Here is a 23115-nt window from a genome sequence, read left to right as displayed (position 1 = left end):
GGTGTCTTTCTCCCTGCCAGGCTTCCGTGCCTCGGCCTCCTGGACGTGCTGCTCATGCCATTGAACCTGTTCGCGGTGCAGGGCCGGCCGCGACAGCCTTCCGATGGGCGGATAGCAGGCAGGCCCCAATGACGTAGGCGAGAACGAGTGCGGCTTCGGCGTCACTCCGCGGATCACCAGGACAATCGTGCACGATGCCGTACCACTCGGTGACGGTCTCTAGCGCACGCCCGCCAGAGCGGAAAGGGTCAGCGTGCCGGTCCAATACGAGAGGATCACAGATCGGCGCCAGGCCGTTGGGGACGCGATCGGCGAGGGGCGCGAGATCGTGCCGTAGCAGCTCGGCTTCCAGGATGGTCAGAACGAAGGGAGCATGCCATGCCACCAGCGGCTCTTTGGTCGCCAAGTGGCCGGCAAGTACGGTTGCCACCTCATCCAAGGCTTGAGCGGCAGGTCTTCCCTCAGCCCGTGCCTGCTCCACTGTGATGCCGTGGCGCTTGCAAGGTGCGACGGACAGTCGGCCCGGGCCAGGGTCAATCAACCAGCACCGGCCGGTTCCGTCGGTGGTGCGTAGCGCCGCGCCCAGGATCCGGTCGACGCCGTACCGGTTCCCGGTGGTGCCAATGTCCACGGCCATGAGACGTCGACGATGCCAGCCCGAGTGCCGACCGCGTCCCGGAGGCGCGGCCTCACGGATGTGTTCCGGGTGGTACACCTCCCAGCCCCCAAACTGAGTGGACACCAGCACCCCGAACCCTGCGGCACCAGAACGCCGCAGGCCTCACGATGAACCGGCGCTTGATCTCGGCGGGCTCGGCGCGCAGCCGGCACAGCTTGAATGCGGCGTCCGGAAGCAGTTCCGTGTATTCGCGTACCTCCGCGAGGGTGTCGACATAGCCGCACAGGATCAGGCACTGCATACCGGCCGCACGGAAATTGGGCCACGTCGCAGCGAGATTCCGAGCCCGGAGTCGATGGGTGCCACCCTCCGGTTCCGGGAGGAACAGACTGATCTGGTCGCTGTCGACAAACCCTGTCCTGACACCCATCCGACTCAGCTGTGTGAACATCTCCCAGCCGACCGAGGACTTCCCGACACCCGACGGCCCACGGAGCCACAGCACGCGCAAACGGTCGCCCCTCATCCGCGCAACCGTAGTGGGCCAGACCAGCAGTCAGCGACCGAACGGTCAGCGACCGAACGGTCAGCGACTCAAGAGAGGTCGGACCAGGGAGCGGACTGAAACTTGTCTCTGGTTCAGTCGCCCTTCACTGTCCGGCTCTCAGTCGCTGCGGGTTACGGCCTGCATAAGCCCAGATCAGCCGGGGGAACCTCAGTGACAAGCGACTGAAGCGACTGAAAGTTCGAATCGTTCGCGCGGGATGCTCAGGACAGAGGACTGCCTGCGGCGGGCGGCGGAGTTGAGTCGCTTCAGTCGCTATCGGTCGCTTGAGTCGCTGCTCCAAAAACCGTACAGCGACTGAAGCGAAGGCTACTCAAGAGGACTTCAGTAGCTCTTCAGTCGCTGAGAAAACCCCTGGTCAGATGGGTTGCAGTGACGAAGTAGCGACTGAAGCGACTCAAGGTTCCCATATAGGAGGACATCCATGTGTGCGCGTGTGCGTCATATATAGAGAGCTTCAGTCGCTTCAGTCGCTGTTTGGTCGAGACCATGCCTCTGACCTGTGGTTTTCTATGACACCCAAAACATCGGTCGAAGGAGTGACGGTCGCTGGCCCCTCCTCTCCAGTCGCTGATCCCGCCAGCGTCGCCGGCGCTGGCCCCGACGACGACGCCGTAATCGACACGGCACCCACGTTGTTTCGCATGTGCTCCACGCCCTCAGCGCTCACGTTCGCTAGTCTGTGTCCGTCGTTGAGTCGCTTCGGTCGCTGATAGGGGGTGCAGGTGTCTGCTGAGCTGGGCTTTTCCACCAGCGACTCACGCTCCCAGTCGCCTGCGGCTTCAGTCCCTCTCTCGTTGGCCACCGCCAGCTGGTGCGCGCGCCGGGGCTGGCCGGTGCATCCGCTTGCTCCAGGGCGCAAGACACCGGCCGCCAACTGCGCGTCGTGTCGTGCGACTCGACACAGCCCCACACAGTGCCCCTGTCTAGCCGCAGACCGCTGGTGCCACGGATTCCATGCCGCCACCCTCGACCAGCGCCGCATCAGCCAATGGTGGGGTTCGAGGCCGGACTTCGGAGTCGCTGTCGCCTGCGGCCCTGCAAGCCTCGTCGTCATCGACATCGATGCCCACCAGACTCAGCCCCCCAGCCGCGACCGTATCCTGCCGGGAATCCCCATCGCCGACCACGTAGACCTCACGGGACTGGCCAACGGCTTCCACACGCTCGCCGTCCTGGCCGCCCTCAGGGGCCAGCCATGTCCCGCGGACGACCAGGCGACCCTGCGAGTGAGGACTCCATCCGGAGGCCTCCACGTCTGGTACCGAGCCTCGGACAATCGCCGCTGGCAGTGCTCCTCCGGGTCCAGCTCCAGCCGTGCCCTCGCCTGGCAGGTTGATGTTCGCGCCCACGGCGGTTACATCGTTGCCCCCGGCACGACCACCGAACACGGCACCTACACCGTCCTCGGGGACACCCGCGAACCTGCCCTCCTCCCAGGCTGGCTTGCCCAGGAACTCGAGCGCACCGGACACCTGCCCGCCCCTCATATCCCCGCCCCCCGGCCGGTGCCCCCCCGTGCCCAGCAGGCCGTCCTGGCGGCGGGCGGCGGCGGCGACCGCATCCAGCGCCTCCTCACGGCCGTCCTGGCCCCCGTCCATGCCTGTGGAGAAGTCAGCGAAGGAGCTGGTTTCTCCGACACGCTCAACCGGGCCGCCTACACACTGGGCGGCCTGGTCGCGGCCGGGCGCCTGCCCGAGGGCGAAGCGGCCCGCCTGCTGACCCACACTGCCATTGCCGCTCGCCCGGGCCAGGAACGCCGCATCGAGCTGATCATTAGCAGCGGACTGGCCGCAGGCCTCAAGCACCCCCTCCACCCCCATGGAGGCCGCCCATGACGACGCCGGGAAGCAACGAAACGCTCTTCGATTTCAACGCCGAGGCCGTGGCCGCCCAGATCCGTGCTCAAGGCTCCACGGTTCCTCTGCCGACTCAGTCCGACGCGAAGCGAGCCGCGTCTGGCCCCGCGACCGAGGCCGGACTTCTACCTGACACCCTTTCCGACCGCGGCAATGCCAAGCTGTTCGTCCGGCTGTACGCCAACGACTACCGGCACGTCCCCGGCATCGGCTGGTATCGCTGGGACACCACCCGCTGGCAGATCGACGAGGACGACACTGTGCTGTGGGCGGCGGGCGACCTCGCTGAGAACATCGCGGGGCACGACCCCCGTGGTGTCTTCACCAGCACCGCCCTGAACCAACACCGGCGGCGTGCGCTATCCACCACCGGGATCAACGCCATGCTGACCCAAGCCAAATCCGCTCCCGGAATGGTCCTAAACGCGGCCCTCCTCGACGCCGACCCCTACGCCCTGTGCACGCCCGACGGAATCGTCGACCTGCGTACAGCTCTCCTGAAGACACCCGACCCAAACAAGGACTTCCACTCGCGCTCCACCAGCGTCGGCCCCCAGCACGTCCCTGCCCCCCGCTGGGAGCGTTTCCTGACCGACACCTTCGGCGACGACACCGAAGGCCGTGAAATGATCAGCTATCTCCAGCTGCTGCTGGGATACTCCGTCACCGGTGACGTCGGTGCACAGGTCCTTCCCTTCCTCTTCGGTTCCGGAAAGAACGGCAAATCCGTACTGCTGGACGTCCTGATGAAGCTGCTCGGCGACTACGCTGACGCGGCGCCCCCAGGCTTCCTCATGGCCCGCCCCTACGAGGGCCACCCAACCGACCTTGCTGAACTCCACGGTCGGCGCGTCATCGTGTGCTCCGAGGTCAAACCAGGCGACAAGTTCGACGAGGCCCGCGTCAAACTGCTCACTGGCGGAGACCGCATCAAGGCACGCCGCATGCGCCAGGACTTCTTCAGCTTCCAGCCCACGCACAAATTGTGGCTCCTGGGCAACCACCGCCCCGAAGTCGGTACCGGAGGCTTCGCGTTCTGGCGCCGTATGTGCCTGATCCCCTTCGAACGCGTCGTTCCTGACGACCGGAAGATCGACAACCTTGCCGACATCCTGGTCACCGAGGAGGGGCCAGGCATCCTCGGCTGGCTCATCGACGGTGCCCGCCGCTACCTCGCCGGCGACCGCGATCTCACCGGTCCCGAGCGAGTCCGCATCGCCACCACCGCCTACGCGGAGACCGAAGACCACACCGGTCGTTTCTACGAAGAAGCGTGCATCATGGCCGCCGAACTGCGCGCCGAGCAGACCGCCCTCTACGCGGTGTACAAGGCCTGGTGCCACAATGAAGGAGCACCAGCCATGTCCTCCAGGGCGTTTGCCGCCCGCACTCGTGAACTCGTGGGGCTGAAGTCGCCCAAGGAGATGATCCTGTCCAATCAGCGCAAGCACTACCCGGGAATCGGACTGCTCACCGATGAGGAAAGGGACGCCCGCCCATGAGCTCCCTGATCACCGAGGACGAGATCAGCCACGAAGTAGACCTCGTCTGGCTGGAAGGCATCGACGATCTCGACTACGTGCGCCAAAGCCTCGACCGCCTTCCGACGCGGAAGGGCAAACCCGCCTACTATCGTGACGGTCGCATGGTCGGCTATGCCCTCCTCGGTCCCACGGCCAAGTCCTCCCGCTCTTCCGGCACTTTTCGACGCCGTGTTTTCTGGCTCCTGCCCCATGACCGCGACTCGGAGCCAGACGGTTTGTACGCCAAGGGCGCTCCGGCCGAAGCGGTCGATCCGCGCACCCTCGCGGCGCGAGTGAAAGGCTTCAAGACGGAGCGTTCTGAGGGTGGACCGCCCTCGACCGCGATGCAGGAACTTGGGATACAACTCCCCCTGTAGACGACTAAGTAGAACGGCAACGCGCTACCTACCCAGTGGGGGCGCAAACCTCGCACGTGCGAGACGTACCGAGCATGCGGGCCCTCGGCCCCTCGGGCGCCCGCAACCAGGCACGCGCGCCGAGGATAGCCGCTCTCGTGCCCGCTTGCAGGCGTGCAATCTTCCGCCGAACCGCTCGCGATTGCTGCCGATGGCCCGAGGGATCTCCGCAGTAGAAACGTGGCCGGAACCAGCGCGCATAGGTTCTGCTTGCCCATGCGGTGGCCCGACAGGGCGAACGCCGGTCCACGCTCTGGATGGACACCACCACGGACACTGACCCGGAACGGTGCGGCAGACAACTACGCTTGAACACTCCTGCCAACCATCCGACAGTACCCGTTTGCAGTGCCGGTCGCCGCGAGTCCGAGCACGTCCGCACTGTCCGTGAGGACGGCACAGTGAACGGGGGCCACACGTCTCCGGAGTTCGAGTTCCGGGACACCCTGCCCACTCACCTCTTCCCCCGCCTGGACCAAGGCTGCCTCCCGCTGGGCACCGTGCGCTGTAGGGGGGCAGGCAACGAAGGCACGCAGAAGCCAGCCGGCAGATCCCCTTGGATACGACGTCACTGCCATCGGGCGTGGGCGCGACGTCTAGGTCCACGCATCAGGGCCATTCCGTTTTGAGATGTTCCGTCAACTAGTCGTGGATCGCGGATGGGACTAGGTGTCCATTGGTGCAGGCACGGGTGAGCGCGTCGGCCAGGAGCCGGTCACCTGCATCGGCGAGGCGGGTTGCGACCGCCAGTTCCTGAGGGTCGAAGGCTTCCAACGGCCGGTGCTAGCGGCGGAGCTGGCGCAGACACTTTCGCGGTGAGCTCGGCGCCCAGGCCGCCCCGTCCTGTACGCCCCGGCGACGGGCCGGACGAACGAGCAAACGCTGCTACTCGCCCCGCCCGCGCGCTCTTTCGCTAGGCGCCGATGTTCCGTCGGCGGTTACCGCTCCAAGCCGTTGATGGCTAAGCTGTGCAGGTTTAGGGCTTGCAAAGGGGAGATTTTGTGTATCTGAGCCGCGTGAGGGTATCCGGACTGAGAGCAAGCGCCGAGGGGGAGATTGACTGCCCGTTGCCGGGGCGCTTCAGCGTGTTGATCGGCGCGAATGGCGCGGGCAAGACCACTGTCACCGACGCCCTATATCTGGCGCACACCAGCCGCTTCCCTCTGCTGCCACGACAGGGCGCCGCCGCTCTCGGGAGGGAAGCAAGCGTCGAGGTGCAATACACCTTTGAGGACTCCGCGGGCCACGAAGGGCCGCTGGGCAGATCGCTGCAAAACTCCCTGCACCAAACCGGTGAGGGCACCGCCCAGAAATGGGGAGCTGTCCTGGAACGCGACCTCGGCACCATCCGGTCCCGAGTTAAGGGGAGCGAAGCCCAGAACCCAGGGCTGGGCACGGATCCGTTCAAATTCATCTATCTTCCGGCTTGGCGCAACCCTCTGGATGAGCTGGCGCGTCGTGAGGCCCGCATCCTGATTGAGCTGCTGCGTGCCGAGCAGGAACGGCTGGACGGCACCCGCAGTCTGGTGCCGCTGCGGGTGCAGGCTTCTCGTCTCCTGGAGGACCTGGCCAAGGACGGCCTTATCCAAGCGATTGAAGAACGCATCGGCGCACATCTCTTCGCACTCACCTCGGGTGTGCAGCAGCAGTGGCCCTACGTCCGCGGTCAGGTGATCGACGACTCCTACCTCGCCCGGGTCCTGGAGATGATGTTGGCCGTCATGGAAGGCCGTACCACAGCCCGCCCGCTAGAGGTCTCGGGCCTGGGCTATGTCAACCTGCTGCATATCGCTGTGACCTTGGCCGCAATCCCCGACTCCACCCAGCGCGCCGCCCCAGAAGGCGCACCGCAGTCAGAGACGCACCCCAAGCCCGATGACATGACGGAGGCGGAGGAGGAACAGCGAGCGCTGGAAGGCCTCACCCAGGCCGAAGCCGAGGCCGAGTCCGAGGCAGACTCCTTTTTTCCCCGCACAGCATTCCACGCCACCATCGTCATCGAGGAGCCAGAAGCTCACCTCCACCCCCAGCTGCAGCACGCCCTCGTGCGCTACCTACGCAAGTCCGTCCGGGATCGCCCAGAACTGCAGATCGTGCTCTCCAGCCACGCCACCGACATCATCGCCTCCTGCAATCCGGAAGATCTCGTAGTGCTGCGGCACACGGGAGCTGGCCGCCGTGTCTGCCGACCGATCGCCGCAATCCAGATGAAGGATCGCGATCGTACGCTGCGCATGGCTCGCATTCACATGGATGCCAGCCGCTCCGCTGCCCTGTTCGCCGAACGGCTTGTGGTGGTGGAAGGGGTCACCGAAGCCGCTATCCTCCGTGACTTCGGCCGTGCCTGGGCAGCGGACGACCCTGCGAAGCGCGCCTTTATCGAGGCTTTGAGCATCGTCTATGTCGGATCCAAGGTCGGAGCCTGGACTTCCCGGCTTCTCGCCACGAAAGGCGAGGAACTCTGTACAAGGTTGGCCGTGCTGACCGACAGCGACAAGCCTTTCGACCAGGGATACTCTGCTCCGAAGTGGGTCAAGGATCACGATCCCGACGTCGTACGGGCCTTCATTAGCCACCCGACACTGGAGCCATCCATTGTGGACGGCAATGAGCTCCTCATATCTACTGCCCTGACTGCGATCGATGCTACGGTCCCCGATCAGGTGACCCCGGAAGCAGTACACGACCTGTTCAAGAGCGCACGCGTGGCCACGAAGACGTCGCCCGCTACGAAGGCAGGGCCGCTCTCTGCGGAGAAGGCGGCGTTCGCCGATTCTCTTGCCGCATGCCTCGCAGAGGCCGTTGAAGGTGGTCAGACGGTTCACGTTCCAGGGCATCTCAGGGAACTCTTCGAATTCCTTCACCCGCAGCCTGCGGCTAAGACTGGCGGTGACGGGGAGGTCGATGAAGCCCACGAGAGAGCCGAGGGCGCCGTTGGGCCCGCCGCACTCACCTGGCCTCTGGACCCGACGTCGGCTGGTGATCAGGTTGCTACCGCAGCACCGATGGGTGCTGGCGGGCTCTGGCCTGCAGCTTCCTTTGTGCCCGACGACGCTGACCCTGCAGGACATTGGCCTACGGCAGCCGTACCGACTAGCGAAGTTGACTCAGCCACCGGCGTATCGGAACCGGGGGAGCGGTAGTGAGCCCCTCGGGCAGGGGACCCCTCACCCGGGAGCAGTTGATCGCAGCTGGGACGCCCCACCGCCGGCTGTATATCGAAGCGGCCCCCGGGTCCGGCAAGACCACTGTGGCCGCCCAGCGCTTCGGCATTCAGCGGTTCCGCAGTGGCAACGATCCACGCGCCATCATCGCGGTCAGCTTCACCCGCTCGGCAACGACCGAACTCCGCAGCCGCGTGCTCAGCCAATGGGGGCCCGCGGCCCTGGCGTGGCCGCACCGCATCGTCACCCTGGACACCATTGTCTGCGATCTGCTCACACACCTGCTGAGCACTGGACACGTGAACTGGCCTGCGGGCCATCGCTCGCTCACCGTCATCGATCACTGGCGAGTGCTGTTACCCACCACGTGGAGCAACTGGGGACCCATCCTCACGTTGGACGGCGACCAGGTCGTTGCAAGGGGGGCACGCTCGGCCGACAAGGACAACCGACCTACCCTGGCAGACCTCAACGAGGCTCTGGCTGGGGGCTGGTGCACCCATCAAGAGGTCCGGCGCCTTTTGGAGATGGCTCTGGCCAACAGCAGTACGCGCGACGTCCTACTCGCGCGCCTTGCCCAGACCGTCCGTGCGCTCATCGTCGATGAGATATTCGATGCCAATGCGCTCGACCTGGCTTTGGTCCGGCTCGCTGCCGACGCGGGACTGGACATCACCGTGGTCGGCGACCCATGGCAGGCACTGTATGGCTTCCGAGGGGCCCGCCCCGACCAGGTTCCAGCCCTTGTTGAGGAAGCCAACCTCGTCCAGCGGGACCTTCCCACATCCTTCCGATGGAAGAGCGAAGACCAGTCCCAGTTGGCACACCGGCTACGAGCCGGAGAAGAGGTAAGCCTGCCACAAGGGCACGCCGAAGACGTGGACGTCCTCCTCGCCCTGCAGTGGAACCAACTCTGGGACACCGGACCCCACGTCCTGCCCCTTGCCTACAAAAGCTTCAAGGGACAAGCCCAGGAAGCAGCGTGCACTCTTCTGCTCAGCGAACTTACCCAGCGAACCTTTGGCGGCAACGCCACCTTCCACAACGACGCCCTGACCACGCTTGATATCGAAAGCCAAGCGCTGGGTCGCCTGCGCCCAAGCTTGGGCACCCTTCTCGACGACCTTGCAGGCACGAGAGACATCGACGAGATCTTGACCAGTCTCAAGACCGTCATTGGGGAGGAAAGCGACCGCCAAATCCCCCGACACCACAAGACTCACCGCGTTCGTCTGGAGCAACTCCGTGCTCGGCTCCGCATACCGGCAGCTCAGCTGATCCCTGGGCTCACCGCCCATCAGGCCAAGGGCCGCGAGTGGGACCGTGTCGGAGTGTGCCTCAGCAGCGCCGAGCAGGGGGCCTTGAGTCATGGGCTTAATTCCGGCAACGAAGACCACCGCAAACTCTACGTCGCCCTCACGCGAGCTAGGTGGACGACCTTGGCCATCGCGGGCGAAGCGCCGTGACCGCTTCCGAAGGCGTTCAACGAGTGGTTCGCATCCGGCCGGGGCGGGCCCGCGGGCAAGGTGATGTTCTGGTGGGAGGAGCAGCCCATAGCGTTTGCCTGCATGCTCCACCCGGTGAAGGAGGGTGCGCCCGTCGTGAATGGCATGGCGCTCTTCGATGACACTGGCTATGAGTTCAGGCCCACCGCAGAGGATCTCCCGCAGGTTACGTGGAGCCGATCGCAGGTACAAGGCGGAGGATCCTGTGGGAGCCTGGGCAAGGGAAGTGCGAGCGACGTGAGAAGTCGAGCTACAAAAGTTCGTTTCGCGAGCGGTTGGATCGGCATACGCTACGCAGATGCCGAAGGAGTCTCGCGAGGTCAAGCGGGCAAGGAAGGCTGCGGCTAAAGCAGCTGCCCGCGATCGTGCCGCTCGCATCGTCGCTGGTGAGGTCCCCGACTACCTCGTGGCTGGCCTCGAGCTCAAGCCGCGGCACAGGATAGTTCAGGTCCCAGCACCCCAGCCTGCTACAGCGCTCATTCCTCCGACGGATGCCCCGCTCCGATCGCGGGATCGAGAACACTACGCGGACAACGCACAACCGCTCTGGGTGAAGGATGGACCTGATTCCCAAGATGACTAGCGGTTCGGCCCGTTCGTGGCATCCGGGTATGACCACAACCTCGAAGGAGGATATCCAGCACATGCGGCCGAAGCAGCGGAACAAGTACCGCCGGCTCGGCTTTACATGGGCAGAGATCAAAAAAATCGATCGTGCTATCGGCCGCGGAGAGAGCGTTCTCACTCTCAAGACCACTGCTGGCGAGGTCACGCTCGATCTGCCTCCGAGTTCTTGAGGCGCTGCCCGCATGCCGGGTTTCACATCCGCCCTTCTCCCAGGCGCTCTCCGTGGGCCCTGAGTTCGTTACGGAGGCGCTTGCAGAGCCCCTTGTGCTGCGCCATGGCCTAACGCCAGGTGCACTCCCTGGGACGAGTCCGATCAACGAGGACGCGACACCGTTGCCACTGCCAGGCACTTGCCTGTCGGTCATCTGCGGATGGGCGTGATGAGTGGAACTCGCTATCGGGCTGTAGCCCGGGCCATGGTGGGTCTTCTCGGTGGCTCACCACGGCCGGTCGGCGGTACGGCTGGCGAAGGTCGTCCGCCTGCCGGTCGTGGGTGTCGTAGCTCTCGGGAGGGCGGTGACACGGCGCCGTCCCGAGAGCTACAGGGGCTGGCGCCATACAGGGTCGGCCTGGGCGCTGCTGACTCACTCTCCTTGCCGTGTGGGGTGCCCGAGCTGTGACGCGCGAGTCGGCGGCGGATTCGTCACCTCGTTGGCCCCCTGCTGACTCGCTTTGGTCCGCCCATCGGGCGGGGTGAGTGGTGTTCAGTGCAGCATCGGAGCTCTGCCGGTCTCTGCTTTCACCATTGAGCAGACTTCCCGCTACGAAGACCAACATCGCCAGGAGCGTGCGGCCCAGGACGAACGCCGCCACCAGGAGCACCGGGAAGAGGGTGCGCCCTCGGGAGGCGGGCACTGGCGGTGGAATCCGGCTTGGGCCGCGCCATATCTACCCCAGCGTGCCGGGGCGTCGCTGAGGCCGGCGGGTATTGGCCGCTGACCGTCTACGGCTGGCGAGTACTCAGACGCATCCCCCGTGCTGGAAATCTGCCTGGTCGGCGTAGGTGATCCGCTTCCGGGCGGCGTACGAGCACTTCTCGGCGAGCTCTTGCTCCGCGACACCGAGACGACCGCGTGGAAATCTTGCGCTCGACGTAAACGGTGTAGTCATGGACCGAGTCGCAGCTGCGACCAGGACACCCGCTGATCACACATGGCTGACCGACATCACACACGTCACCGCGCGCGGTGCCCGCCCTGACATCTACACTTCCCGCTGGCTCTGGGCATCCGGCCTCCCAGCCGCACCGCGCACACTATCCATCTGCGGCCATCGCTGGGCGGTCCGCAACATTTGTCCGAGGGGCCGCGCACCGGGCTGACGGGCCGGGCTCACCGCACCGGGAAGCCGAAGGAGTATCCCTGTGCCTTGAGCCAGGGCAGCACCTCGCGCAGGGCGGTCACGGTCTGGGAGCGGTCGCCGCCGGCATCGTGGAAGAGGATGGTCGGCCCGTTAGATATCTCGTCCTTGACGGTGGCGACGACGGCGGACGTGCCGGGGCGTTCGAAGTCCTTCGAGTCGACGTTCCAGCCGAGCGGCCGCATGCCGTGCGAAGCGGCGAGCTTCCTGCTGTACGGGGTGAAGGCACCGCCCGGGGCGCGGTAATAGAGCGGCTCCACGCCCCCCGAAGCCTCGGTGATCATGCGATCCGCGTCGAGGATCTGCTGGGACTGGTAGGCCTCGGACTTGTGGTCCATGGTGACGTCGTGCGCCACCGTGTGGTTGCACAGCCGGTGCCCGGCCGCTACCACCGCTCTGACAAGGTCCGGATGCGCCTGAGCCTGCGGGCCGATCATGCAGAACGTGGCCGTGACGCCGTACTCCTCGAGTACCTGGAGCACTTGCGGCGTCCAGACCGGGTCCGGCCCGTCGTCGATGGTGATGTTGATGCCCTGGGCGCCCCGGTCCGAGACGTGCGCGATCTCCGCGGACACCGCGGCTGCCTGCGGGGCCGCGCCGGGCGCCGCAGGGTGCGCCGAGGCGCCGGCTGTCCGGTCGGCGGGACCGACCGGGGAGGTCCACAACGACGCGGCCACGGCCACCGCGGTGACCCCCAATGCCGCTGCGGCCACCTGGCCGTACCACCCTCGTCCGCCGCGCCGTACCATCGTCCGCCCCGATCCTTGTCGTTCCGTTGATCTCGTTCCCCCCTGCAGACGGAAGGCGGCGGCCACCGGATCCATCCGTTACCGATCACTGACAATTCCGCGAGAGACCTGCGACAGGAACCCTCCGCGTGTGTTGGACGGGGTAGTTGGTGTGCGGGGTGGTAGCTGACCTGGTGTGTTGATGATTCGTTGAGACGGGAGGAGGGGGTGAGTGCCGTGTTCGGGGGGTCTGGGGTTTTGTGCTCCGACTGGGGGGCGTGGCGGGCCTGCGGGGTGGGTGTCTGGGTCTAAAGGTCCGGTGTGTGTTTGGGCTGGGCAGCAGCACTCTTCCTGGTCAGATGGCTGGGTTCGCCGATTCTGCGTTGGTGTTCTGTCTCGGCCGCCTTTCTCAACGGACCGCGTGGTTCGGGACTTTGTCTCAGTGGTTCTGAGGTCAGTGCCGTGTGTGCGGCGGTGCTGGGAGCGGGGGTTGGTCCGGTGGGGTCCGGGTCGTCGGGAGAGCATCGTCTGGTGGTGGCGTTGGACGTGTTGGCGGGTGGGCTGGCGTGAGGCGTATCAGGAGTGCCGGGTTGGTGGCGTCAGCGCGAGCCAGAGGGTTTTAGGCCCATCTGCCTGTGTGGACGGGCCGGTTGACCCGGCACGGCCTGCGGCACTTTTGCGCCTCGTCCCTGTATGAGCGGGGGCGTGGATCTGAAAGCGATCCAGGAGCTGCTCGGGCATGAGTGGCTGGCCGCCATGACCGGCTACATGCACGTGCGAAACGAGCAGGCGTGGGTGTGGGCGAACACCCGGGTTGCCGACCGCCTCGGCGTAGGCGTGGGGGAGACGCTCCGATGCGCTGAGAGTTGAAGAGCCGCGCACTGGCGCGCGATATCACCACCTCCGCAGCCCTGCGCCGTGTCCTTGCCGCGCACGACCTTGTGGTCAGTGCGGGGAAGAGGTCTGCCTGTGGTCGGGCACTTCCCTCACCATCCGCCTTCAGGACCTGGAGGTCATCTGCACCCGCACCGGCGGACGGGCTACGTGCCGACCTCCCTCACACCGCTCCAACTCGCCTGCAGCATCATCTGCTTGAGACGACCCCGCACCTCATTCTGAAACGACCAGAAAAAGAGCGTTTTGTCCCGAGAACTCGCACCAACCCCGCAAACCGTTCGCCCGTCGAGTACGCCCTCGTACGGCTTGGGTCGTGACGGATTTTCCGCAGGGCACGGTGGGGCTCACTGACTGCCCGTACGAAACGGAAGGGCCTCAAGAAGTGATTGGCAGGTAAATTCTATAGAGGCCACTTCGTCGTTGTTAGCTTGGGCGAGACCGAGCAAGTCAGCCAGCACGGGTGCCGTCTCGGCGCAACGGCGAGATTGCGGTGAGGTGCTGGATGAGGGCGCCGTCCGGCGGGATGAATCCGCAAGGGCGGACCGACGACGTCGTGGCTGACTTGGCGCGCGGGGCCGGTTCAGCGCGCTCCGCGGGGGCAGTGAGCCCCTAGTCCCCCAGACAAGCCTCCGATCGGCCACATCGCAGATCGTGTAGGAACGAATCGGTAGGGAAAATCTGTGTCTGGTAGGGAAAGTGGGTTTCTCTCCCCGGCGGCGGCCTTCCGGCCGACCCCCATGGATCTGAGCATGGACGCAGTAACACGTGACTGGCCGTCCATGTCGCTCACCATCGGCGCCGTCCTCGACGTGGCAGGGGACGCGCCGCCGGTGGAGCGGTTGCGAGAGCGAGTAGCTACGTGCCTGTCCCGGCTGCCCGTGCTCACGCACCGGCTTGAAGGGCCGAAGCTGCGGGCCCGCTGGGTGCATGAGCTACATCCCGATCTTACCGTCCGCGTTAGGGAGATGGTGGTGGCGCCCGGCGGGGCAGCTGCGGCTGTCGACGCGCTGATCAACCAGCCGCTGACCCAGGACGGCCCTCCCTGGGACCTGTGGCTCCTGCGCGGCGATTCACCCGGCTGTCACACGCTCTGCTACCGGGCGTCGCACGTCACCCACGACGGTGTGGCGGTCCGCAACACCCTGTACGGCCTGCTCGGCGCCGAGGTGCCGAAAGCTTTGGCACCCAGGCCCGCCACCGTGGCCGCTTTCGCCCGTGTGCTCAGAAACCAGTCGGGCATGCTGTCGCGAGCGGGGGTGTGGAACGATCCGGACGTACCACTGACAGGCGAACTTGTGCGCGGGTGGGCGAGCGTCCCGACGGAGCGGCTGCGCGCTGTGGCTTCGGAGGCCGGCGGCAGCAGTAACGACGCTTCTCTGGCGGTCCTCGCGGGTGCACTGCGCACGTGGGCGTTCGACAACTGGTCACGCGGCGCGGACCAGCCACTGAGCGCCATGGTCATGGTGGACGGTCGGCACGCCGCGGAGAGCGCCCGGCCCGGAAACCTCTTCTCCTTCGGCCCGCTAATGCTGCCGGCCCATCTCTCAGAGACCCGACAACGGCTGGCGGCCGTGGTGGAGGTAACCGATGTCCTGCGGCAGCCGTCGATCCGTCGTGCCACGAGACTGCTGATGGAGCGCACACCGGCCGGGACCTTCTACGCCGCGGCGAAGATGCTGACGGCACCGCACCGCGCACCGGTGGACACCTCTCACGTGGCCTTCCACCAGCCCTTGCGGCATGAAGACGCGCCGGTGACTGGAGTACGGATGTTCACCGTGCTCCCTGCCAACCATCCCCTGTCGGTGCTCTCGTGCTCCTACGGCGGCACGACCACGCTGCATTTCGTGGCTGACGGAGCTCTGCCGGGCGCGGCGGAACTGCCCAGCCGTTGGCTGACCGAACTGGACGCCGCCGAGAAGGAGCAGACAACGACCCCCACCCAGTGACACGAGGCGTCCGCGTCCAGGGCGGTCACACTCATGGCCCGAGGGCGTACCTGGAGGCGATGAGGGAGTGCACCGCGGAGTGGGCGCGCGTCCTCAAACCGTCCGGTCCATGTTCGTGCTGCTCGGGGACAAGTACGTCGGTGCCCCCAGGGGCGCCCTCAGGGCGGAGCCTGCCACGCCGGTTCACGTGCCATTCTGGTGGTGGGCGGGGCCGGGCGTATGCCTCGCCGGTGGCGAGAACTATGCCCACGTCGTGGCGGGTGACAGGGAGTCGGTTCTTCGAGCCGGGAGGTGCCCGGACCTGGGCGGGTGGGGTTTCGGAGCACCGGTTGGTGAGCCGGTCGTCGTGCGGAGGTCCGAAACTCACGCCGGCCCGGGCCGAGGTGACCTTGTGCGGCAGCGCCAGCTTTTCCCACGGCCGTCAGGTCGGTGGCAAGCGGTCGGGCGAGACGGAGTTGGGTTTGGGCGGCGATCGCATAATGCCGCGAAGTTAAGGGCCCGGAGGCGGTGTCAAAGTGTCGGGCAGGGTGATCTTTGTTACGAGCTCGAAGTCCGGGCTGTGAGCAACTCGAGTTCGACTTCCGTATGCCGTGGGCCGAGGAGTACCTCCTGGTGTGGTGCGCCCACGGACGACCGGCACGGGAGCGGGACGAGGCAACGCCGCCTGAGAATCAGGACCTCAAACTGGCAAGAAGCCGGTGGTCTCCGACCTCCGCGAATCCGGCGCCATCGAAAACTACGCCGACATGGTCGTCATGCTGCACCGAGAGGACGCCTACGAGAAGGAATCACTGCGCTCCGGCGAAGCCGACCTCATCATCGGCAAGCACCGCAACGGGCCCACGGTCACCATCAGCGTCGGCTTCCAGGGGGCACTACTCCTCCATGCGGTGCAGTTGCTCGATCTGCAAAGGTTGGCGATCTGGCCGGTTGTACGCGTTCCCCAAGCTGTGGTGTGAGGCAGTCACACGCAGGGGTGGACGAATGAAATCGGCAAGCGCGACGGACGTGTAGACAAGCCCTCTTGATAACGTGCTGGACGACGTCCGGAAGTTATCAAGAGGGCCTTTTCCCGCGAAGCAGACGTATCGAATCGCTCGACTCAGAACGCCGTTCAAGTGCCGTCAGGAACGCGGGCGACTGCGGAACGTAGACTGCTTAAGTCACCCGCCAATACGGCATGCCAGAGGTTCTAGCATGCCGTTACGGATGATTCTAGTGCCCGTCCTCGCGGCAATATATGCCGCAACCGGCATTATTGTATCCAAACCAGAGATCGTACCCCTTTGCGGGGTTCGGGTTCTTCCTGCATTCGTGGAGGTTAGCCAAGCCATCGCGTACGGCATTTTGACCCACAACTTCGCATGTTGGCTTATCGTTGTAGGTGTTATAATAAACCCAGTTCACGGTTCGGTAGGATTCGTCCGCCGGTGAAGCAACATTGGCAGATGCCATTGCCTGAGTCGTAATTGACCCAGTGGTCGCACTCGCACTCGTTGCCATTCCGGCTGTGGCCATCACGGCCAGGGAGATGGCGGCGAACACTCTGCGCTTAGACATGAATCCTCCTTAAATCGGAAAGCTTTGATCTGGCCCGCTCAAGATAGCAACGTCAAGGTGCCCTCCCATATAATTTGCGTGCCTACTGTTTCATACAAGGCAGTCAACAAGCATCAAATCAATTTTCAACCCGATGTGTGCGAAATGCCTGTTTCTATTCGCCAGGTTGGAGTGGGTTCTCCCGTCGGAGAGCGTTTCGTTCGAGTGTTTAGACTAAGTAGACGGTTCGCGATCAGCACATGGATCCGGTACAGCGTCCAGCGCTCGTCCGGCCATCCGTGAGCCTTCGCCTCTTGCAGCAAAAGCCTCTCTAGCAACGCGAAGTCGCTGTCGTTGACCTTCGGTCGCCTCGCCGGACCCGAACACCGCAAGGCCTGCAACCCGCCCCCGCCCCCGCGCCGGGACCGGCGCCAGCGCTCCACCGACCGCACACTGAGCCGGAGATCCCTCGCGATCACTGCGTTCTTCTCGCCTCGCGCAAAGCCTTCGGCAGCGAGTATTCGCACGCGCTTTCGAGCGGCCTGACCCTGCGGTGTGAGACCACCCTGCGCATATCTCATGGCCATGGCCTAGTGCTGGATTCCTCTTTGGCTGGGTATATGTCCTGGTGGTGGGGTAGTTGAGGGTGCTCGGGGGCGGGTGCTGGGCGATGGTTTTATGGGCACGACCGGAGGGTGACGGGGACGATCGGGCCGTCGTTGGTCGGCGGGCGCGGAAGGCGCCACGGGACGTGGTGATGCGGGCCCGGATGATCGAGTGAGCTGGTCGGGGTTGCGGGTGCCGGCGATCGCGGTGGAGCTGGGCTGCAGTCAGAAGACGGTTCGCTGCTGGCTACACCGTCGCATCCTGCTCGCCGAGGGCGTGCGCTGGCGCCGTACCCGGTCCTGATGCGGTCGAAGGACCCGGACTTCGTCCCAAAAGGACGAGGATCATCGGCCTCTACACCCAGCCGCGCGACGACGTGACGGTGATCTGCGCCGACGAGCTCCCGGGCCTTCCCGCCCGCCCCGCCTGGTCACCCGACGGGCACCGGCTCAAGGCGGTACTCGCCTACAGCCGCGGACCGGAGAGGACCTGGGTCTACGGCGACCTGCGGCCGACCGACGGCCAGGCCCTCACCATGACCGCGTCCTCACGTAAAGCGTCTTCTACCAGCGGTTTCTGCAACAGGTCGGGGACGCCAACCCGACCGGTGAGGTCTGGATCGTCACCGACACTTGTCCAGCCACAACAGCCTGTCCACCTGGAGTTGGCTCGAGGACGTCCCCGCACCCATCACGCCTTCATCCCCGTCGACGCCTGCTGGCTCAACCTCGAGGAAGGCTGGTGGCGCATCTTCCGCAAAGTCGCCCCACCCGCCGGCTGCTCCTTCGCCAACCCCGACGACATCGCATACGCCACCACCCTCGCAACCAGCCAACTCAACTCCCGCGCGAAACCATGGATCTCGAGCAGACCGGCATCGCCAACCCGACGAATGCGACGCGGATATACGTACATCGTTCGAGGAATCCAGCACTAGTAGGGCTTTGTCATCTTCACTCGTGAGGGGCGTGTCTGCTTGCTCGTGGGTGTCGCTGAGTTGGCGTGACACCTGAGGAGATGAGCGAAGTCTGGGAGGACTTGGAGGCGTTCGCGGCGGGGTTGATCGACGGGTTCTTCTGTGCGGCTCAGCGGCGCTGGGGGCAGGCGTGTGTACGCGGGTTGCTGCTGGACGGCAGACGCAAGTTGGTGGAGCCGATGGCGGCTCGCCTGGGCGAGGACGGCAACCGGCAGGCGCTGGCATGCTTCATCACGTCCAGGGCCTGTTGCGAAGCGAAAGTCTCACCTGTTCACTGCGCGCACAGGTGCCCACCCGACTCGGTCTACGGCAGCGTCTGCGGCGCAGTGTTCGAGGCGCGGTCGGTCTCGACGGCGAGAGCTATCTCGGCACCCTTCTCCAGCGTGCGGTGCGCCGTGCACTGGCCTTCCACTGCCCTGCGCATCGCCGCAACCACCCGCTCACGGGTGACGGTGTCGAGAAAGGACAGGTCGACGTCCAAATCGACCCAGATCCTCTGGTACTCGCGGACACCCGGCGCGTGCCAGGATCCCGCCGTTGCCTCGAGAGCCGCGTCTTCCCCGGCACGTCGTGTGACGAGTTCCTCGACGGTCAACGACATGCAGCCCGCGAGTGCAATCTGGAGCAACTCGCCTGGAGTGAAAGCCTCCTCGGCATCCGCGAAGCCAAGCCGCACCGTCGCGCCCCTGGAGTTGCGGCCCAGGAACTCATGTGAACCAGTCCGAGACACGCTGACCTCGTGCTCTCTGCCAGACACAACCGATCCCATTTCTCCGTGTTGGCGACTGCCGCCACTGTGACAATATTCCCCATTCTCGCCGATGGTCGCCTACAGCGCGGGCCGCCCCTGCCATCACCCGCCACCGGAGGAACGTCCCGCGCGCATACGACACCGCCAGCCGCGATCAGGCGCCACACGCGGCGGTCGGCATCAGGCACCGCTGCCCCGCCGATCTTTGTGAAGGCGGTGGCCAAAGCCACTCGTTGATGGCTGCGATCAGCGGTCGCCTCGTAGCGCACGGCCAGCTTGATGCCCCTATTGATGTCAAGCAGCGGCTCTGACAGATCCTGCCTGGTCAGCGTGGCGGGGGTGGTCCAGCTGAGGCAGCGACGGTCTTGCCCGCGCCGACCTCGTCGGCGATCACCCCCCAGTGCGCGTTCGCCGATGCACCAGGTGATGCGGGCGACGGCCTGCGCGTGGGCGGAGTGCCGGTGCAGCATCGAGGGGCCAGGTCCTTGCCGAAGGGCATGCGCGGGAAGCCCCAGTGCGAGCTCAGTTTGTCTATCAACGTCCGTCCGTCCTCTCCAAGTGGGCGATTGCTGTGTCGTGTTCGGCCCGCCGGTGGAAGCGGACCGCGAGCCGCAAGGCCGGGCCGGTGGCCCGGTGGTGGTCGAGCCTGCGGCCGGCCAGCCGCAGCCTCCGCTCCAGCAGCAGGCGGGCCGACGTCTCCTGGTCGTCGAGCTCGTCGAGCCGGTCCCGGACCGAGTTGCCGCTGGTCACAAGCCCTCCTCGGTCAGGTCGACGGCTTCGGTCGTTTGGGCCTGGCCGGGCAGGAAGACCTCGTAGTTGATCCGCTGCCCGAGTTCCTTGGTGCGCTCGGTGTCGATCAGGCGGAGGTAGTCGATCCCGGTCGGCGCCGGCGTGGCCGCGACGGGGGTCTCGGGCTTGGCCTTGGGGTGCGCGTGCGGGGTGATCTGGTGCGGGATGGCCCTGCCGAACGAGCGGCCGCCGAAGGGGACATCGATGTCGGGCAGGTGGAAGAGGTCGAAGACGAGTTCGACCTGTCGGCCGACCAGCGAGGCGTCGACGTTGTAGGTGTTGGACTGGAGTGAGACCGTGGCGGTCTTGGCGACCTCGCGCAGCATCCACCGCTCCAGCGGCTGCTGGCCGGTCTCGGAGTGCGCCCGCCGGTGGTAGGCCTGTTCGACCCAGGCCGTGAAGAGGCGATTGAGCATGGCCAGGTCGGTGACCTTCTCCGTGTCGACCTCGACCAGGAACTGTTCCCGGACAATGCGGAAAAGGGGTTCGTTCTTGCTCCTGCCCTGCGGGCGCCCCGACGTCGAGTGGATCAGCTTGATCCCGAGCCTCGCGCATGCTCAGAGCAGGGCGGAGTCCACGAACGCGGCGTCGTTGTCGACGTAGACGCCCTCGGGGACGCCACGGGCAGCCAGTGCCGGCCGAATCGCCGCCGCCAGGCGGACGCTGTCCTCGGCGCTGCCCCAGCGGTGCCCGACCACCGCCCGGCTGTGGTCGTCGACGAAAGCGAAGAGATAGGCCTTGTGACCTGCGATCTTCGGCCAGTGGAGGGCATCCCCGACTCAGAGTTCGTTCGGGCGTGTGGCCTCGAACCGGCCGAACACCTCCGGCGCCTGCCCGTCGGGGCGGGGCAGCAGTTCCAGGCGCTGAAGGGGCCGGTGGACGGTGCGGTAGGACGGGCCCCAGCCCAGGTGCTGCTGCAGGATCCGCACCACCTGCGCGGTCGACCTGCTCGGATTCTCCCGCTTCAAGGCCACTGCTAGGTCCAGGACTTCCTCCGGCGTGCGCGGGGTGACCTGCCTGGTCGGCGGCAGGAGCGCGTCGAAGCCGCCCTCCCGCCAGAGCTTGAACCACCGGTCCAACGTCCCGCGCGTGATCTTGACCGGCTTCCCGGTCGGTGTGCACCTGGGTTGCCTGTCTGCTTGCCGCAGGACTGACTACCGGCCGCTCCTCCAGCAGTACAGGAGAGCCGACCGCCGGGCAGGCCGCCGAGACGAAGTGAGCCAGCCTTACGAAGAGCTTCACCCCGTCACCCACCCCGGACAGATTCAGGATCGGCGAGACGGCCAAGCTCGGCGCCGACGGCCGGACGTGGTCGGCGGCCGCGCTCTCGTTCGCGGTATCGGCCACCGCGTCGCCCGCAGGGGCATCGAGTCCTCGGCGCGGCTGGGCCGTCACCAGTGGACCGTAGACCCACGATGTCCTGGCTCGCCGGATGCCGGCGACTGCACCGCCGCTACGAGCGCAACGCCGAGCACATCCTGGCCTTCACCAGCATCGCCTGCACCCTCATCTGCTACCGCAGACTCGCCCGATGAGATGACGTCTGAGTATGCGGCCCCCATCCGTGCCGGGTGAGGGCCGCTAGGAGCGGAGATTAGCTCGACTGGGCCCAGTTGTAGAGACGGTGGGCGCTGTCACCGAAGCGCGTGGCGTAGAGCGTGGGGGTCTGCCCGCCCGCGAGATCCTGGTCGGTGGTAGTGATGCCCACGACGGTGCCGGTGCCGGTGAGGGTGTCGAAGTTGGCCAGGTGAGGGCCACCGCTCGACCCGGCTGACATGTCGCAAGTCTCACCCCACAGCAGGGGGGCGTTGGGGCCGGGGTGGCTCGTGCCCGCGCAGTGGATCATGCGAGATCCGACGTACTTGTCGCTGGGGATGTTGAGTCCATAGTTCGGGTACCCGAAGGTGTGGACGAATTCGTCCTCGACGGGCTGGTCGAACCCGATTTGCTGGCTTCCGGTGGTATCTGTGACCGGGTGACCGTCGGCAGCGGGGTTCGCCACGAGGAGTCCCGTGTCGTAGCCGGCGGCTGCGACGTCCGACGATTCCGTGGTGTCCGGATCCGCGTTCCAGCGGGATGAGGTGGCCATGGTCCTGGCGCTGAAGCCGCCGAGCGGTTTTGTTCCGTTGCGATAGCCGGGCACGAAGTAGAAGTTGTGGTTCCAGGTGCCGTCGGCGGAAGGCGATCCGACACCTCTCAGGCAGTGTGCCGCCGTGATGACAGTACTGCGGTTGGCGCTGGTGACGACGGTCGCGGTGCAGCTAGCGTCGTAGCCGTCGTCGAATGTGAAGAACAGGCGGCCGATGTTCCTGTTCACTGCCCCGCCGTGTGTCCACACGCTTCCGGAGTCCGGCGTGTTCGCGGGAAGCGGCCGCGGGTCGTTCGGCGTGTTGTCGTCCTCGGGCACGGGGGTGATCTCGGGGACCATGGCGCCCGCCAGTTTCATCCGCTCGGGGGTCCAGTAGGCGCCGATCCGATTGCGCTCACGTGCGGTCGTAGCACCAGCATGGGTGGTGATGGTGTCGAGTCCCGCCGTGCTGGCGCCACTGGTGAATGACAGATTGGGCTGTGCGGCGTTCGCGGCCGTGGCGGGTGTGACCAGTGCGACGACGGCCGCCGACATTGCGACGGAAATGCCGATCGCATACCGGAGGCTCCTGACAGTGCTGTCCTGGTGACCGCATGAGCGGTAGTGAGGCATTCGCATGCGCGGGACACTAGTCAGGCGATGTCAGGAAGCGGTCAGAGAGGTGTTCCAGCAGGGTCAACACAACGGGTCAGCTCCTCATGGGGCCTTGACCCCTGATGTTGGAAACACGAGACACTGGACTGGGATCTGAGAACGGACATCTCGTGGTCATGAAGAACTACCCGCCGGAGTTCAAGGCGGACGCGGTCGCGCTATACGAGTCGCGGCCCGATGCGAGGATCAGGTCGGTCGCCGCCGTCCTGGACGGCGGCCGCACCAAAGGCACGCAAGAGGTCCGCATCCTGACCGCGGCCGGGCTGGACACCGCCGGGATCGAGCTGGACCGGGCCCCGGAGGAGATGGCGCGCCGAGGTCCTCGCTCTGGACCGTGGTCTGCCCCGGGGCGGTCGGGAGCGGCTGGCCGTTTTCGATGAGTCTGCGGCACAGGCGGTAGCTGCGTTGCCAGGTCATGGGCCAGGTGGGGCACCAGGAGGAGGCGATGGCTCCAGCGCGTCGCGGCGTTCTCGGTGAGGGCGCCGACGGTAGAGCAACCG

Annotated in this window: 17 protein-coding genes and 6 pseudogenes; 13 read left to right on the top strand and 10 right to left on the bottom strand. The window is 65.8% G+C overall.

Annotation, left to right across the window (positions count from 1 at the left end; genetic code table 11):
* Positions 1-52: 52 nt before the first annotated feature.
* The gene (locus OG963_RS42995) at positions 53-637 is read right to left on the bottom strand and encodes a 3'-5' exonuclease (protein ID WP_331749828.1); all 585 of its coding nucleotides are present in this window, start codon (positions 635-637) and stop codon (positions 53-55) included.
* A 1344-nt stretch (positions 638-1981) separates the two neighbouring features.
* Between OG963_RS42995 and OG963_RS42990 the strand changes: the two genes are divergently transcribed.
* The 6 genes from OG963_RS42990 to OG963_RS42965 all read left to right on the top strand — a co-directional run bounded on the left by OG963_RS42990 (position 1982) and on the right by OG963_RS42965 (position 10448).
* A complete protein-coding gene (locus OG963_RS42990) occupies positions 1982-3022 on the top strand; it encodes a bifunctional DNA primase/polymerase (protein WP_371800378.1) in 1041 nt (346 codons plus the stop codon).
* Positions 3019-4545 (top strand): phage/plasmid primase, P4 family, encoded by a 1527-nt coding sequence (locus tag OG963_RS42985; protein WP_331749822.1) that lies wholly within the window; start codon positions 3019-3021, stop codon positions 4543-4545. The genes OG963_RS42990 and OG963_RS42985 overlap by 4 nt, the downstream gene beginning before the upstream one ends.
* Positions 4542-4943: a DUF6009 family protein gene (locus OG963_RS42980; protein WP_319741455.1), complete on the top strand. Its 402-nt coding sequence runs from the start codon at positions 4542-4544 to the stop codon at positions 4941-4943. Before OG963_RS42985 ends, OG963_RS42980 begins: the two co-directional genes overlap by 4 nt.
* Positions 4944-5983: 1040 nt before the next feature.
* Positions 5984-8125 carry an AAA family ATPase gene (locus OG963_RS42975; RefSeq protein WP_331749818.1) on the top strand — a complete coding sequence of 714 codons (2142 nt, stop codon included), beginning with the start codon at positions 5984-5986 and terminating at the stop codon, positions 8123-8125.
* Positions 8125-9612 carry a UvrD-helicase domain-containing protein gene (locus OG963_RS42970; RefSeq protein WP_331749816.1) on the top strand — a complete coding sequence of 496 codons (1488 nt, stop codon included), beginning with the start codon at positions 8125-8127 and terminating at the stop codon, positions 9610-9612. Before OG963_RS42975 ends, OG963_RS42970 begins: the two co-directional genes overlap by 1 nt.
* Positions 9613-10262: 650 nt before the next feature.
* Positions 10263-10448, top strand: coding sequence for a hypothetical protein (locus OG963_RS42965; protein ID WP_331749814.1), 186 nt, complete (start codon positions 10263-10265; stop codon positions 10446-10448).
* 790 nt (positions 10449-11238) lie between these two features.
* Here OG963_RS42965 and OG963_RS42960 read toward each other — a convergent pair.
* Positions 11239-11388, bottom strand: a complete 150-nt coding sequence (locus tag OG963_RS42960) for a hypothetical protein (RefSeq protein ID WP_371800377.1) — start codon at positions 11386-11388, stop codon at positions 11239-11241.
* 221 nt (positions 11389-11609) lie between these two features.
* Positions 11610-12386, bottom strand: a complete 777-nt coding sequence (locus OG963_RS42955) for a polysaccharide deacetylase family protein (RefSeq protein ID WP_331749812.1) — start codon at positions 12384-12386, stop codon at positions 11610-11612.
* 608 nt (positions 12387-12994) lie between these two features.
* Between OG963_RS42955 and OG963_RS42950 the strand changes: the two are divergent.
* The 5 genes and pseudogenes from OG963_RS42950 to OG963_RS42930 all read left to right on the top strand — a co-directional run.
* Positions 12995-13235: pseudogene (locus OG963_RS42950) on the top strand (tyrosine-type recombinase/integrase); the annotation flags it as partial.
* 776 nt (positions 13236-14011) lie between these two features.
* Positions 14012-15211, top strand: a complete 1200-nt coding sequence (locus OG963_RS42945; protein ID WP_371800376.1) for a wax ester/triacylglycerol synthase domain-containing protein — start codon at positions 14012-14014, stop codon at positions 15209-15211.
* Between the two features lie 674 nt (positions 15212-15885).
* Positions 15886-16170, top strand: a pseudogene (locus OG963_RS42940) (DnaB-like helicase C-terminal domain-containing protein); the annotation flags it as partial.
* Between the two features lie 1357 nt (positions 16171-17527).
* On the top strand, positions 17528-17659 hold the full coding sequence (locus OG963_RS42935; protein WP_331749806.1) for a helix-turn-helix domain-containing protein: 132 nt from the start codon (positions 17528-17530) through the stop codon (positions 17657-17659).
* Between the two features lie 714 nt (positions 17660-18373).
* Positions 18374-18616: pseudogene (locus OG963_RS42930) on the top strand (transposase); the annotation flags it as partial.
* 20 nt (positions 18617-18636) lie between these two features.
* Here OG963_RS42930 and OG963_RS42925 read toward each other — a convergent pair.
* The 6 genes and pseudogenes from OG963_RS42925 to OG963_RS42900 all read right to left on the bottom strand — a co-directional run bounded on the left by OG963_RS42925 (position 18637) and on the right by OG963_RS42900 (position 21020).
* Positions 18637-19101, bottom strand: a complete 465-nt coding sequence (locus OG963_RS42925) for an OsmC family protein (RefSeq protein WP_371800375.1) — start codon at positions 19099-19101, stop codon at positions 18637-18639.
* Positions 19102-19429: 328 nt separating this feature from the next.
* Positions 19430-19621 (bottom strand): annotated as a pseudogene (locus OG963_RS42920) (AAA family ATPase); the annotation flags it as partial.
* On the bottom strand, positions 19618-19833 hold the full coding sequence (locus OG963_RS42915) for a hypothetical protein (protein ID WP_331749802.1): 216 nt from the start codon (positions 19831-19833) through the stop codon (positions 19618-19620). The gene OG963_RS42915 and the pseudogene OG963_RS42920, both read right to left, overlap by 4 nt.
* Entirely contained in the window at positions 19830-20288 is a 459-nt protein-coding gene (locus OG963_RS42910) for a hypothetical protein (RefSeq protein WP_371800374.1), read from the bottom strand. Before OG963_RS42910 ends, OG963_RS42915 begins: the two co-directional genes overlap by 4 nt.
* A gap of 141 nt (positions 20289-20429) precedes the next feature.
* A pseudogene (locus OG963_RS42905) lies at positions 20430-20636 on the bottom strand (DDE-type integrase/transposase/recombinase); the annotation flags it as partial.
* Between the two features lie 15 nt (positions 20637-20651).
* Positions 20652-21020 carry a helix-turn-helix domain-containing protein gene (locus OG963_RS42900; protein ID WP_371800421.1) on the bottom strand — a complete coding sequence of 123 codons (369 nt, stop codon included), beginning with the start codon at positions 21018-21020 and terminating at the stop codon, positions 20652-20654.
* Between the two features lie 184 nt (positions 21021-21204).
* Between OG963_RS42900 and OG963_RS42895 the strand changes: the two are divergent.
* Positions 21205-21407: pseudogene (locus tag OG963_RS42895) on the top strand (IS5/IS1182 family transposase); the annotation flags it as partial.
* Between the two features lie 59 nt (positions 21408-21466).
* Here the strand turns inward: OG963_RS42895 and OG963_RS42890 are convergent.
* Positions 21467-22495, bottom strand: a complete 1029-nt coding sequence (locus tag OG963_RS42890; RefSeq protein WP_331749800.1) for a hypothetical protein — start codon at positions 22493-22495, stop codon at positions 21467-21469.
* Between the two features lie 236 nt (positions 22496-22731).
* Between OG963_RS42890 and OG963_RS42885 the strand changes: the two genes are divergently transcribed.
* Entirely contained in the window at positions 22732-22995 is a 264-nt protein-coding gene (locus OG963_RS42885; RefSeq protein ID WP_371800373.1) for a hypothetical protein, read from the top strand.
* Positions 22996-23115 lie beyond the last annotated feature (120 nt).

The organism is Streptomyces sp. NBC_01707 (assembly GCF_041438805.1).
Lineage (GTDB): Bacteria > Actinomycetota > Actinomycetes > Streptomycetales > Streptomycetaceae > Streptomyces.
This window is presented reverse-complemented; position numbering and strand designations above follow the sequence as displayed.